The following is a 14,334-nucleotide window of genomic DNA, read 5'->3' on the forward strand; positions in this document are numbered from 1 at the left end:
ATTTTCCCCGTTGCATAGAAGCAACGGGGATTTTTGTTATACATTTTCAATCACTTTACGCAGCTTTTCCCTCACCTGCGCGGCTGTGTGGACAAGTGCATCATTCTTAACCGCCATCATAGATGCAACCGGGTCTATCGCACTTACTTCAACTTTCCCGTTCCCGTGCTCCTGCACAATAACGTTGCAGGGCAGCATGGTACCAATCTTATCTTCCGCCTGCAGGGCTTCATACGCGAAATGCGGATTACAGGCGCCCAGGATCCGGTATTTTTTAAAATCAACATTCAGCTTTTTTTTGAATGTTTCCTTCACATCAATTTCAGTAAGTATACCGAATCCTTCTTTTTTTAATGCTTCCGTAACTTTTGCAATCGCACTGTCAAAATCATTATCAGTGATTGTTGAAAAATAGTAGCTCATTTTGATTATGGTTTTAGGTAAAAGACTATTTTACGGCAAAGATCAGCTAATGCCATTTACCGTGCTGTTACTTATGTTACATTCGGTACAAATAACATAACTTGTAAAGGCTTATCCGTTGTTGGTGAAGCCAATACATAAGAATCTACACACAACACCAACAACGGCGTTAATATATGTAAGCCAATGAAAACGGGTATTATAATTCTTTTGTTAACCTGCATGCAGGCTTTTGTCCGTGCTCAACCGGATACTGTAAAAGTAGCTTTCGTAAGCTATTGGTCAGTTGGTGATTCCTGGCGGTTTAAAGTAACAAGGATAAATGAACAATGGAAGGAAGGGGTAATGACAAAAAAAGACTCCTCACAATATATTGGTAAACTTGAGGTAATTGATTCTACAGAAAACGCATACACACTTAAATGGGGGCTTGAAAACACCCTGTTGTCATCTCTCAGCCTTACCCCACAGTTGCGTGATAGGTTATCAAAATACAGCTCACTGGAAATCATTTACAATACCTCGGAGGTAGGTGATTTTACCGGTGTCGAAAACTGGCAGGAAGTTGGCACAACGATGAAGGAAATGATGAATGAACTGGTTAGGGAAAGAGAAAAAGAATCGGGTAAAGACCAGGATGGTTTAAAAAAATATATGGAGTCTTTAATGGCAGTGTATGGATCAAAGCAGGGAATAGAAGAATTAGCAATGAAAGATCTTCGGTATATCCATTTCCCTTTTGGTATTCAATGTGTCATGAATGAGCCGGTCTTATATGAAGAAGAGCTTCCTAATATGTTTGGGGAAACAGCGATAAAGGGTGATGCAAAACTAATTTTGGAAAGTGCCGACACTATTCAGAAACGTTGTGTTCTGGTAAATCAGATGAAGATAAATTCCGATGATGCAAAGCGTTTAGTTTTAGAGGTGCTGAAGAAGATGGGACTAAAAGATCAGGAGTTGAATGAAGAAATAAAGACAGCACGGATTGATATTTTTGATAATAATCGTTTTGAATATTTTTACTATCCGGGTGTTCCGTTAAAAATTGAAGTAGAAAGGAAATCGGTAATTAATATTAGCAACAAGGAAAGCTGGCGTATTGATAAAAGAATTATTGAACTTACAGAATAAAATATAAAGTCTTCTACCGGATTAAAACTGACTATAAAAAGATAAGCCGCTAACCAGGTACTTTTACATTGATCAATATCTGATTATATATGATAACAAATCCTGTTCAGCCTGCCGGTAATACGCTTAAATACCTGCAGATCGTATTTTTTGCATCCATTATACTGTATGTGGGGAAGACGCTTTTTATTCCCCTGTTTTTTGGATTGCTCATTGCCATGATCCTGTACCCGGTTTGTAAATGGCTTGAGCAAAAGCGTTTTCCTAAAGGTATAGCCATTACCATTTGCCTGCTCATTGTAGCGCTTCTTTTTGCAGGAATTGCGGCGCTGCTCATCTGGCAAATCAATATGTTTCGCGAGGACGCGCCCGGTCTTATTAAAAAATTGCAGGCAACAGGGCAGGAGGCCGCGCAATGGATATCGGAAAGTTTTGGCTTAACCACCGCCAACTGGGCGCAGCAAAGTCTGGGCAGTATAGGCGGCCTGGCAAAAACGGTAATTAATAATATGCTTGACATGGTTTTCATGTTATTCCTGATCCCCATATACACGGCCCTGTTCCTCTATCACCGGCGCGTATTTGTTCAGTTTCTCCGGTGGGTGGCCGGCGAAAGGCACAGGCAGAAATTGGATTTGATGCTGCCCAAAATGATAGATACCTATTTTAACTACATCAAGGGAATGATACTGGTGTACATTATCGTGGGCGTGCTTAACAGCATTGGGTTACTGGCGCTTGGAATAGAGCACGCGGTACTGTTTGGAATGCTTTGCGCAATTATGACCATTATCCCCTACGTGGGTATTGTAGTAAGCGCGCTTTTGCCCATTTCCATAGCATGGCTTTCTACCGATTCTGTATGGTACCCGGCAGGTGTGATAGCCGTTTTTGCCGTGGTGCAATACTTAGAAGCCAATGTTATATTTCCAAAAGTGGTGGGCGTACAATTGAATGTAAGTACCTGGGCCATGCTGGTAGCTATTATAGCCGGTGGAATTTTATGGGGCGTTTCCGGAATGGTATTGTTTATACCTTTTGTTGCTTTATTAAAGATCGGTACCGATTATGTTGAAGAATGGAAACCGCTGAATCTTTTGCTGGGGAGGAGTGAAAGCTGAGAAGTGAGAGGAGAAAGGTTCACGTTTATCGTTTATCGTCTCACGTTTATCGGGGTGAGTAGTGAAACGTGAAGGTGAGAGGTGAAAGGTGAAAGATATTTCGGGAACGATATAAATGTGCCGCCAGTGCTTACACCGCCCATTTTCCCTTAAGCTGGTAAGCCAGCAAAAGGATGAATAATCCTGCTCCTGAATACAGCAATTGTAATGCGTTTATGGTTTGGAGCAGAATCATTTGTACGATAATCCATCCTGTAATCATTACACCGCCGGTAAGGCACCACCTGTACCATTGTTTGCGGTTAAGCAGTACCATTGCAGCTGCAATACTGCAGGATAGGCCCGGGCAAAGAAGCAAGACGAGGCCGGGTATGAAAAAAGTTTTAAAGGGAGTAGGTTTCAGCGTGTCATGCTGCAGTTGTAATATAACTCCATCGGGATATAACATCATTATGCCGCCGCAAACTACCACGGTAATTCCAACAAAGCAAAGCAGTATCAATAAAATGATCCTCATAATATGCCAGCCGGGAAATTGCCATGCTGCCTATGAAGCAAAAAAATGCTTTTCTGTGCTTTTCTCAAAGCGCCCGGTTTTTTCTGTTACCCGGATACGAAAAACAATTCCCGATATTTTGCTTACATCCTCATCCCGGAAGGGCCACTGGGAGGTAAGATGCATGGTTTCGCTGCTGATCAGCGGCAATTTCCTTTCCATAAGCTTTTGAAGCGCCTGCGTTCTCTCAGGCTCCTGGGGCAGCTCTTCAAATTCTCCCCATACAACAACGCTTTGCCAGTTGGAAAGGTCCCTGGTATCATCTGCCTGAAAGCAGACTTTTGGATTTTTACGCATCATTTCCACCTTCATGCCTTCAAAAGTATGCCCGTAAATGTAGGTGCCATCGTAAGCATAGCTGATCGGTACTACATAGGTCACATCTTTGGCATGACAGCCAATTCTGCCCACCAGTTGCAGTTGCAGTAATATTTCTATATCTTCCGGGCTTAATTTTCCAAACATGAGCTGTTATTTTGCCAAAGATAAGCAATGTTTTATGGCACGGGAGCTGATGAAGGTCAGGTAGCCGCAGGCAACATGCTGATAGTAATCACTTTTTTCATATTGATTAAACTCATGGTTCGTATTGATGCGGGTTCTTTTAAGATGCCGGGCTTATATATACATTTGACAGTAAAACCCGATCATGTATTTGCATATTTCCTCGAAGCTCCCGATCAGTGATGTACAAAAGGCATTCAGCAATACATTTCCCTATTTGAAAATTGAGTTTTTCAAAAACCAGGGGATACACCATCTGCTGCCCGGCGACCGCAGCATTGCGGAAGCCCAGCAAAAGATCAGGGAAGGAAGCATAGAAATTTCAGGAGATATGAAGGTAAGGGAGCTGGAACAGGCGCTCGATGCCTTGTTTCCCCTTCATGCCCAGGTGTTCAGGCGTTCGGGAAATATATGGCTGGAAACCACTATGACAGACGACTGGACCCTTGCTCACCAAAATGAGCATGGCAGGGAAATTTCGGCGCCGGATAAGAAAAAGAATACCATACGGGATGATTATGATCTGAGCCGCAATGATGATTAGTACAGCAGGTTGCTGAGCTGATCGGGATGCGACACAATAATTTTTCCCTCTTTAATCTCAATCAGCTTCTCTGATTTAAAATCACTTAACGTTCTGATCAGCGATTCCGTAGCAGTGCCTACATACTGGGCAATATCCTCTCTCGATATTTCTATGCGCTTTGAAGGTCCGCCGGCATTGAACTTATTGTGAATATCTACCAGCGCTTTAGCTATGCGCTTACGCAATGAGCTGTATGCCAGGTTAAGCAGCCGTTCTTCCTTTTCCTTTACATTTTGTGTAATGAGGTGGATGAACTTTGCTGCTACGGAAAGGTCATTGTATATCATTTTCTGAAAATCCTCCCTGGGCAACTGCAAAATATCAGCCTCCTCCAGTATAATAGCGCTATCCTCATAATTTCTATCTTCAATAATAGGAGCGTAGCCTATAAAGTCTCCCTCGCTGAACAGGTCGGTAATATATTCTTTGCCGTCTTCATGGGTTCTGAAACCCTTCACTTTTCCTTTTACGATATAATACAGGAACCGGGCCCGTTTTCCTTCCTGGTAAAGAAATTGTTTTTTGTTATAAGGTATTACATCATACTGGTTGGTGAGCTTTTGTATAAGTCCTGAATCATTTACATCTTTCATAAACTGAGTAATACCTGAAGCGCCCTGCTCGTATTTTTGAGACAGGATCTCCCGTTTTTTAAGCCGCACTTCCACAGCATTCAGCAGCTCAATTTCTTCAAATGGTTTGGTAATGTAATCATCCGCTCCCATTTCCATGCCTTTGCGCAGGTCTGATCTTTCGGTTTTTGCTGTTAAAAAAATGAAAGGGATATTGCGTGTATCGGCGTTTTTTTGCAACAGGTGCAGCACGCCGTAGCCGTCTAATTCGGGCATCATAATATCGCAGATAATAATATCCGGCTTCTCCCGCAATGCCGTTTCAACACCCTTTTTCCCGTTCCCGGCGGTCAGGCTCGTATAGCCTGCGAGCTCCAGTATTTCCGCGGTATTATCACGAATGTCTGCATTGTCGTCAATAACTAAAACTGTTGGCATGGTTTATTGTTTTTGATGGGCGGCAGGGATCGTAACGGTAACGGTGGTTCCCCTGCCTAAAGCGCTTTTTATTTGAATGGTTCCTTTTAAAAGGTCTGCGTATCTTTTTATAATATGAAGACCCAGGCCTGTGCCCTGTATGTTAACGGCATTTCTCCCCCTGAAAAAGCTTGAAAATAATTGTTCCTGGTCTTCTTCGGAAATACCAATACCCTGGTCGGTGATGCTGATCTCAAAATGCGATGGGCGGGTTTTGCTCCTGATATCAATTGAGGTGTTTTCTCCGGAGAACTTAATGGCATTTGCCAGCAGGTTAATGATAATGTTTTTGAGGAGCCGTTTATCGGAAAAGATAACCGGATTTTCTTCGCAGGAGAAAACGATCTGCTGTCCTGGTTTCTCCTGGGGTTTTATTTCTTCCAGCACTTCTTCCATGAATTCCTCTATGTTAAATGCCACGGGATGTGTTTCTATCTTGCCTTCTTCGAGCTTTCCGAGGGAGAGGAAATCATCAAGGATATCATTTAGATTTCTTACGGCATTTTTTATTTTTTCAACGTGGCGGTCTCTTTTATCCTGTTCAGCGGTAGTGGTATATTTAGAAACTAAGGCAGCCGAAGAAAGCACAGTGCTCAGCGGTGTACGAAATTCATGCGAGGCTATAGAAACAAACCTGCTTTTGATTTCACTGAGCTGCTTTTCCTTATTCAGCGCATCGTGCAGCTCTTTCTGCGATTGTTCCAGCTTTTGCAGTGCTTCTTTTAATATCAGCGTTCTTTCTTCTACTTTTACCTCAAGCTGTGTATTGAGCTTACGCATGTCGTTGGTCATTCTTTCCAGCTCCACCTGTTGCTGCAGCATATTCTGCTCTATGCTTTTCCTATGCGTAATGTCTACAATAAAAGCCGTTACAAACAGATCCTCTTCTCTTTTATAAAAGCTCAGGCTTACTTCTACAGGAATTTCCGAGCCATCGCTTCTGCGGCCGTAAAGGTCTCTTCCCGACCCCATTACCCGGTTTTGAGGATGACCATAAAATTCGCGGCGCTGCCCCGAATGAAGCGAATGGAAGCGCTGTGGAATCAGCATTTCAATAGGCTTTCCAATTACCTCCCGTGCATCATATTTAAACATGCGTTCTGCGGCAGGATTAATTAATGTAATCGCCCCCTTATTATTGGTAAGTATAATGCCTTCCGTTGCATGTTCAAATAAAGACACAAGGTGTGCCGTATCCAGGTCCATCATATGATTCTTATTTCCGGCGTTTGTCCGATAAATTGGGTGTACCCCTGATAAATCAGGACAAGACTTTTTTATGTTCCACCAGTAAAATATTCGTCAAAATAAAGCAATTAAGGCAAGCGGCAAGCATTTTATACCTAATCTTTCTGGTTCATGAGCTCGGTTTCCATGATAAGTACCCGCGGGTAAAGCATATCGTTCTCCAGGCGCATGTGATGAACAATATCGTTGTCTAATTCCTGTAGTTTCAGCAGCGCCACGCTATGTGTAATACAGGCATTTGGGGGTGGAGTATAATTCTGAGTAAGTTCACGCAGTTGCCGGATCAGCGTTTCTACCGTTTTTTGTTCCTGCAGCATTACCTGCTCAACCGGCTTGCGCAGCGTACGTACCAGCAGGGCGGCATAGGACTCCTTGTTGAGATAAGCCCTTGTTACCTGGCGAATATAAGGAAAGATGATCTCTTCTTCCTGCTGCTGCCGGGGCGCAATAATGCCGGAAAAAGTTTCAAAAATATCCCGGAGCTCCGGCAGATACGTATATTGGGCGGAATGTTTTTTTGTAAGATGCTCAAGATAAGCTGTTGTTTCGGGTATGGCCTTTTCAAGATAGCGGTGATGCACATGTATAATATAGTCGGCCAGGAAATCCGGTTTCCAGGTATGGTATTCATGGGCGGCATGTGAGGCTATGGTATACGTTGCGGCTTCCAGTTCCTGCAGCACTTCGGCTATAGCCAGGCCTTTATTGGCACATATTATTTCTAAGGGGAACTTTCCCCCGCAGCAAAAGTCAATATCGTATTTTTTAAATACGCCGGCCGTACGGTAATCGTTTTTAACAATATCCGAAACGCAGGCTCCTGCCTCCATTCGTTTAATTCCTTCAAGCATATTTCACCCGGATATCTATGTTTTTGTAATGCGGTTTCGTAAAAATATCATCTCTCCTAAAGGAGTAACCTGATAATTGTCATACGTTTTCCTGATCCTTGACAGGTAAGCGCCTTTATGCAGGTTTGACGCCATAGTATTTTTGGTGCTGCATGACCGAATATGAGCAATATTAAATTATTTGAGAGCAAACAAATACGAACAGTCTGGAATGAGCCAGACCCAAAATGGTATTTCGTAGTAGCCGATGTTGTACAGGTATTAGCAGACACACCCAATGCAACCGACTACATAAAAAAATGCGTAAGCGGAACAAACTCCTTTCGCAAGGGTGGGGACAACTTGTCACCCCCCTTTTGGTTGATACCGCTGGCGGCAAACAAAAGCTCAATTGTGCTAATGCACAAGGACTTTTAAGAATCATTCAATCAATTCCATCGCCTAAAGCAGAACCTTTTAAACTATGGTTAGCACAAGTAGGTTCTGACAGATTAGATGAAATTGAAAATCCTGAATTGGCGACACAACGCACAAGAGAACTTTTTAGCTTCGCGCCGAGGTCTTCATCAAAAGCCGTTGTAGGTTAGCTATGAGACCCTGGTGCTGAACGATTCGCCGGGGTCTCGCCCTCTGCACAATTTCCCGGCTGAAGACCCGGTCGGGAAGGAAAAAACTTTTTCAATTTTAAAAATAAATGAATAGGTTTGATAACCATTGCAGTCTACACCCTATATAATACCCAATACTCAATCCATCCAATTCCGTGTATATGATTTAACAGGTAAGAACTGAACCGTAATATTTATTTATATGGTTATGAGAACTGTGCCGTTGAAGCAAAGCCGTTTGTAAGCGTTTATAAATACTTAAAAATTAATTTTTGTTGCGTAAAGCAAAGCGTTGTATGCCATTTTGCCGAACAACCCGCAACCACAACAGACAGACATAACAATAATATGGAATTAAAGGAAATCAGAGAAGTTGTTGCTGAAATTTTAAGCGACATAAACAAAAACCAAAGTAACCTGACTTATAGAAGATACGATACTTTTTTTGACCGTATTGGAATGACTTACAGAAGGAAATTTGATATTCTTGCTAAGTTTGACAGACAGTTTAAGAATAAAAACATCACATTTTGGGCAGGGAAAGAGCAAGTAAAAAGATTAGAAGACTTTCACAAAGGTGAAACAATTACCTTTCGCTTGACTGAAAATATAAATAATACTAACCACCAACCCAAAACAAAAACAATAAATTATCAATACGCAGGAAAGATAAACATTGCAAATGCTGAAAGTGGAATTGTGCCTTATGAACACCAAGAGAAAGCATTTTACAACCTGCAAGAAAAAATAATCAAGACAAATAAAAATCCATTTGCGGGGCTTTTAGTCTTGCCAACGGGTGGCGGAAAAACAATTACTGCGGCACATTGGATTTGTAGAAATTATTTAGACAAAGGAAAAAAAGTTTTGTGGCTTGCCCACAGACACGAACTTTTAGAGCAAGCAAAATCAACCTTTGCCGATAAACTTGCATACAACGATATTTTTGAGCAAAGATCTTATTTTAATTACAGAATTATTTCGGGTATTCATGACAAGCCAATAAATATTCAACAAACAGACGATTTAATAATTTCAAGTAAAGACAGCATTAAAGCAGGCTTTAATCATCTCTACAATAATTGGATAAAGAACAACACAGAAGAAATATTTTTAGTAATTGACGAAGCACATCACGCAACAGCAAAAACTTATCGACAGGTTATCGAGAGTATTAAAAACAGCGTTTCACATTTTCAACTTTTAGGATTAACCGCAACACCTTTCAGAACAGCAGACAAGGAACAGGGCTTACTAAAAAAAGTTTTTCCAGATGACATCGTTTATAAAATTGATTTACGAACTCTCATACGATTAGGGATATTATCTGAACCACATTTTGAAGAAGTAAGTACAGGATTGAATTTTATCAAGGAATTAAGCGATGAACAAATAATACAACTTAACTACTTTGATATTGATAGCATTGGTTCGGGCATTGCCAAAACCATTGCTGAAAATGACGACAGAAACCACACAATCGTAAACAGATATATAAGGAATAAGGAAAAATACAAACAAACTATTGTTTTTGCTTTGAATGTTGATAACGCTATTGCACTAAACGCAATGTTCAAAGAACAAGGAGTAAAATCTGACTTTGTAATTTCAACAGTAAAAGACCAGGCAACAGGTGTAACTATTTCAAGTAAAGACAATAAAGATAAAATTGCAAAGTTCAGAAATGGTGAAATTGAAGTTCTTATCAACGTAAATATATTAACAGAAGGAACAGACGTTCCCAATGTTCAATCTATCTTTTTAGCACGACCCACGATTTCGTCAATCTTAATGACACAAATGATAGGTCGTGGGTTGCGAGGACCAAAAGCAGGAGGAACAAAAGAAGCCTTTATTGTTAGCTTTATAGATGAATGGCAAAATAAGGTAGCTTGGGTAAATCCTGAAAAACTTTACATTGAAGACAATATCAACTTCAAAGATGTTGATAGAGAAACCAAGAAACAAATTTTGCGACTTGTAGCAATCAATAAGATTGAAGAGTTTGCAATTTTAACCAACAAAATCATTGACCCTGAAAAACGAGAAGAACTTGAAAAACTGAGTTTTATTGAACGCTTTCCTGTTGGAATTTATCAATTCAGATATTTAGAGCAAATTGACGATGAGGAAATTGATAAAAATTGCGAAGTCTTAGTTTATGACAATATTCTTCAATCATACAAAGATTTCATTAACGCATTGCCAAGTTTATTCATACAACACAAATTAACCGAACGAGATTATTTACATGATGACGAATTGGAAGAACTTGCAGAGATAATAGAAGATGAATTTTTCAAGGGCACCTTAAAATATCCTGCTTATCTGGTGCAAGATTTAAAAAATATTTTGCAGTATTATACAATTAAAGATGAGCTACCACCGTATGTTGAACTGAAAGACAGAGAAAAATACGACATTGATAAAATCGCTGTTGAAATTCGAGAAAAAGACCTTGGCGAAAAATCACAAACCGAGTTGCTAAACAAAATTTGGGAAGACAATGAAACAGCTTGGGAAACATTTTTCAATTTTGACAAACGGAACTTTTTGAGAGAAATACAACTTGCAAAAACAAGATTAAGCCATCCCGAATTATTTGTAAGACGCGATATAAAGCCAAAAGAAGAAAAAGAATTAAGAAGTTACGAAAAACTATCTTTCAGCCAACTTCGTGAACAAGACCCTGTTTATGAAAAGCAACTTCGGGACAGCGTTTTTGCAAAGTTTACAGACGAAAGCGGATTTTACTATTGTGCCAATAGTGGGTACAAAAGCAAAAACAAACTTGACTTTCAAATTGACCACATCAAACCAATGCACAACGGCGGACTGACCGTATTTGAAAACTTACAACTTCTGACACGAAGCGAAAACGCAAAAAAAGGAAACAACGAATGACGAACAAAAAAACGTCATACAACATATAGGGCTTAAACGAAGTTTAGCATAGCGGAACTTCGATTTAGGCCTGTGTTGACTGAAGCGAAGGGAACCGGTTATTTATTATGGGGTTTCGAAAATTGAGTTTTATATCAAGACCTTGTTTAACTCAATAAAATGGGTTGACTTTATATGATTGTGCGGCTTTCGTGCGCAACCATAAGGGTGATTAGTTGTTTTGTGAGTGTTTATATTCATATTTTCCCGTCAATTCATATTGCTTTTACAGGTGCAGGTAATAGGTCGCCCTTTCGATGGCTGGCATCAAAAAATAAGATTAGCGTTTTTGTATTTGTGATCGTAATTTGTTTATCAACCATTGTGGTGGTCCGTTGTTATCAAAGCTGAGTACTTCTTCCATCTTTCCCTTCTTGCAATTGGGACATTGATGGATATCATACTGCAACTTTGCTTCGCGCCGGGGTCTTCATCAAAAGCCGTTGTAGGTTAGCTATGAGACCCTGGTGCTGAACGATTCGCCGGGGTCTCGCCCTCTGCACAATTTCCCGGCGGCGAAGACCCCGTCGGGAAGGAACAGCAATATTCCGCACGCTTAAAAAATTTAAGTAAAGGAGAATGCGAATACTTTGCCTTTCAGTGGCAATAGTATTCCTCTTCACTTAAATAATGATAGTGAAATGAGTATGCAGGAGGGCTGTTGATCTTCTTAAGGATTCGCATGCTTAAGTAAAGGGAGATATAGCCACAAATGCACGAATAATCATTTGTGGCAGGAAACACCCCATTTTAGGATAAACATAACAATAGATATATTTTACATGGAAAATTACAGGTTCCTTGCGTTCGCCTCATTGCTTATCCTGGGTTGCAACGGCTCGTTTTCACAGGAGGAACCGGAAGCGGTTAAACAGGTAAAGGTTTATTATAAGCCTGGTATGTACGGGGGATGGCCGGCCAATAATGGCATATGGATATGGGGTAATGAGATACTGGTTGGTTTTTCAAAAGGTGTATATAAAGATTTGGGCGCGAGACATAATATTGACAGGGATAAGCAGGAGCAGCACATGCTGGCAAGAAGTGTGGATGGTGGTGATACATGGACGATCGAAGATCCGGGCAAAACGGGCGGACTGGTGCCACATGGTTATTTTATGGCCAAACCCAGGACAGATGTTCCCCAGCAGGAAGTTTTAGAACAGAATGAAGCTATCAATTTCCTGCACCCCGGTTTTGCTTTAACGGTGCGCTCCAATGGCAATGCAGGACAGTCGCGCTATTGGTACTCTTATGATAAGGGTCATCAATGGAAAGGGCCTTTTGCCTTACCCAACTTTGGTACTGCGGGTACCGCGGCCAGAACAGATTACATTATTAATGGCAAAGCAGCATGTATGCTTTTTATTACTTCGGCCAAATCAGATGGTAAAGAAGGAAGGGTGTTGTGCGTAAAGACAACGGATGGCGGCAAAAGTTGGTCATTCCTGTCATGGATAGGCGAAGAACCGGCAGGCTACGCCATCATGCCTGCTTCCGTTCGTATATCAGAGCATGAAATTTTAGTAACCGTTCGCCAAAAAGAGGGCGACCGTAGTTTTATTGCTTCCTGGTTGTCGGCTGATAACGGCAATAGCTGGACGCAGTTAAAAAATGCGTCGGATGATACCGGCATAGGAAATCCGCCGGCCATGCTGAAGATGAAAGACGGAAGGATCTGTATGGTATACGGTTACAGGGCCGGTCTGGAGAGCATCCGGGCTAAAACCCAAACCAGTGATATAAGAGCCCGTATCAGCAGCGATAACGGTAAAACCTGGAGTAAAGATTATATACTGCGGAATGACGGATCGGGACAGGATATCGGTTATCCCAGGGTGGTGCAACGCCCCGATGGTAAAATAGTGGTGATATATTATTTTATGGATGATAAAACAGGCCCCGAGAGATATATCGGCGCAACGATATGGACTCCGCCTGCTGAAGGCAAAGAATAATCATTTCAGCGGGTCGCGCCGGGGTCATAAAAAGCCATTGTCGTTTCTGCGCATCGAACAACATCAGACTTTAACGCTTAATCTCAACTTTAGTAACTTTGTCAGGCTTTGGTTCCCGGCTGAATATTTCCCAAATGCCCGGCAGTACGCTAATCTTTAGCGACCAGGCTGTAACGACACAGCCAACAAACAACAAAAAAGGGATAGTATGTCAATAACAAAAGAAACAGAATTAGCCGGTATGAAAAAGGCAAGTGAAGCTGTTGCTTACACTTTGAAGGAAATGAGAAACTATGCTCAACCCGGTATAACAACTAAACAATTAGACAACTATGGGGCAACAATACTTTCGGATTTGGGTGCAAAATCGGCGCCCTATTTAGCCTATCGTTTTCCGGGTTGGACCTGTATAAGTGTAAACAATGAATTTTGCCACGGTATTCCGTCAAACAATAAAATACTGAAAGAGGGCGATCTGGTCAATATTGATGTTTCGGCTGAGCTTAACGGTTTTTGGTCAGACAACGGAGGCTCTTTTGTGCTTGGTGCAGACATCTACCGGCACCAAAAGCTCATAGACGCTTCAAAGCAAATTTTATATAAAGCAATCTGCAATATAAAAGGTGGGGTTCGCATTTCTGACATCGGTCATCTGATAGAGACAGAAGCAAAAAAACGGGGTTACAAAGTCATCAAAAACCTTACAGGACACGGGATAGGCAGAAGTCTTCACGAAGAACCAACCGAAATAGCGAATTACAGAGACCGGTTTAATGTGGCAAGATTTAAGAAAAATGCTGTTGTTGCCGTTGAAACATTTATATCAACAACATCAACATATGCCGAAACGCTGAGTGACGGCTGGACTATGGTTGGAAATAAAGGCGGCTTTATGGCGCAACACGAACATACCATAGTAATTACTGACGGAAGACCAATGATACTGACAGAAATGAATGAAATTTGGAATTAACGACTCGCCGGCCTCGCTCTCCACGCAGTTGCCCGGATGTGACCCACCGGTACAATTGTGATGCTAACCGGCCTTAATATGCTAACAATCTGCCGCAGGCTATTACAGCTATCCATAAAATAATCATTCGCGCCGGGGTCTTCATGAAAAGATATTGTGAGTAGCCATGAGACCCTGGCGCTGGGAATTTCAACAGATGGTTGCTAAAAATAATTTTTATATTAGTCGTCGGGGTCTCACTCTTCGCGCAATCGCCGGGCTGGGAAGACCCCGACGGGAAGGGAAATTATAGTAGCAGGCGAACGCTGAAAAGGCATTGACTTTGATCAATGCTTTTTCTTGTTCATACGCATTGGATAATGGCATTAAACTACACTAAT

Annotated in this window: 13 protein-coding genes; 7 read left to right on the top strand and 6 right to left on the bottom strand. The window is 41.4% G+C overall.

Annotation, left to right across the window (positions count from 1 at the left end):
• Positions 1-36 precede the first annotated feature (36 nt).
• The gene (locus PLE34_RS10510) at positions 37-423 is read right to left on the bottom strand and encodes a DUF302 domain-containing protein (RefSeq protein WP_324556602.1); all 387 of its coding nucleotides are present in this window, start codon (positions 421-423) and stop codon (positions 37-39) included.
• A 186-nt stretch (positions 424-609) separates the two neighbouring features.
• Between PLE34_RS10510 and PLE34_RS10515 the strand changes: the two genes are divergently transcribed.
• Complete coding sequence (locus PLE34_RS10515) at positions 610-1,557, top strand: hypothetical protein (RefSeq protein WP_324556604.1); 948 nt, start codon at positions 610-612, stop codon at positions 1,555-1,557.
• 89 nt (positions 1,558-1,646) lie between these two features.
• The gene (locus PLE34_RS10520; RefSeq protein WP_324556606.1) at positions 1,647-2,678 is read left to right on the top strand and encodes an AI-2E family transporter; all 1,032 of its coding nucleotides are present in this window, start codon (positions 1,647-1,649) and stop codon (positions 2,676-2,678) included.
• A 130-nt stretch (positions 2,679-2,808) separates the two neighbouring features.
• On the opposite strand, the gene PLE34_RS10525 is transcribed toward PLE34_RS10520, so the two are convergent.
• Together PLE34_RS10525 and PLE34_RS10530 are read right to left on the bottom strand one after the other, a co-directional pair.
• On the bottom strand, positions 2,809-3,195 hold the full coding sequence (locus PLE34_RS10525; RefSeq protein WP_324556609.1) for a hypothetical protein: 387 nt from the start codon (positions 3,193-3,195) through the stop codon (positions 2,809-2,811).
• A gap of 30 nt (positions 3,196-3,225) precedes the next feature.
• Positions 3,226-3,699 carry a pyridoxamine 5'-phosphate oxidase family protein gene (locus PLE34_RS10530; protein WP_324556610.1) on the bottom strand — a complete coding sequence of 158 codons (474 nt, stop codon included), beginning with the start codon at positions 3,697-3,699 and terminating at the stop codon, positions 3,226-3,228.
• Positions 3,700-3,883: 184 nt separating this feature from the next.
• On the opposite strand from PLE34_RS10530, the gene PLE34_RS10535 reads away from it, so the two are divergent.
• Positions 3,884-4,282, top strand: coding sequence for a hypothetical protein (locus PLE34_RS10535; protein WP_324556612.1), 399 nt, complete (start codon positions 3,884-3,886; stop codon positions 4,280-4,282).
• On the opposite strand, the gene PLE34_RS10540 is transcribed toward PLE34_RS10535, so the two are convergent.
• From PLE34_RS10540 to PLE34_RS10550, 3 genes are all read right to left on the bottom strand, one after another.
• Entirely contained in the window at positions 4,279-5,334 is a 1,056-nt protein-coding gene (locus PLE34_RS10540) for a response regulator (RefSeq protein WP_324556615.1), read from the bottom strand. The two genes, PLE34_RS10535 and PLE34_RS10540, sit on opposite strands and share 4 nt — an antisense overlap.
• Before the next feature lie 3 nt (positions 5,335-5,337).
• On the bottom strand, positions 5,338-6,582 hold the full coding sequence (locus PLE34_RS10545) for a PAS domain-containing sensor histidine kinase (protein WP_324556617.1): 1,245 nt from the start codon (positions 6,580-6,582) through the stop codon (positions 5,338-5,340).
• Positions 6,583-6,716: 134 nt separating this feature from the next.
• Entirely contained in the window at positions 6,717-7,472 is a 756-nt protein-coding gene (locus tag PLE34_RS10550) for a DUF542 domain-containing protein (protein ID WP_324556619.1), read from the bottom strand.
• Positions 7,473-7,699: 227 nt separating this feature from the next.
• On the opposite strand from PLE34_RS10550, the gene PLE34_RS10555 reads away from it, so the two are divergent.
• From PLE34_RS10555 to map, 4 genes are all read left to right on the top strand, one after another.
• Positions 7,700-8,059 (top strand): BRO family protein, encoded by a 360-nt coding sequence (locus tag PLE34_RS10555; RefSeq protein WP_324556621.1) that lies wholly within the window; start codon positions 7,700-7,702, stop codon positions 8,057-8,059.
• Between the two features lie 369 nt (positions 8,060-8,428).
• Positions 8,429-10,984, top strand: a complete 2,556-nt coding sequence (locus tag PLE34_RS10560) for a DEAD/DEAH box helicase family protein (RefSeq protein WP_324556623.1) — start codon at positions 8,429-8,431, stop codon at positions 10,982-10,984.
• 821 nt (positions 10,985-11,805) lie between these two features.
• The gene (locus tag PLE34_RS10565) at positions 11,806-12,981 is read left to right on the top strand and encodes a sialidase family protein (protein ID WP_324556625.1); all 1,176 of its coding nucleotides are present in this window, start codon (positions 11,806-11,808) and stop codon (positions 12,979-12,981) included.
• Between the two features lie 208 nt (positions 12,982-13,189).
• Positions 13,190-13,954, top strand: coding sequence for a type I methionyl aminopeptidase (gene map / locus PLE34_RS10570; protein WP_324556627.1), 765 nt, complete (start codon positions 13,190-13,192; stop codon positions 13,952-13,954).
• Positions 13,955-14,334 lie beyond the last annotated feature (380 nt).

The sequence above is a fragment of the Agriterribacter sp. genome (assembly GCF_035445465.1).
GTDB lineage: Bacteria > Bacteroidota > Bacteroidia > Chitinophagales > Chitinophagaceae > Agriterribacter.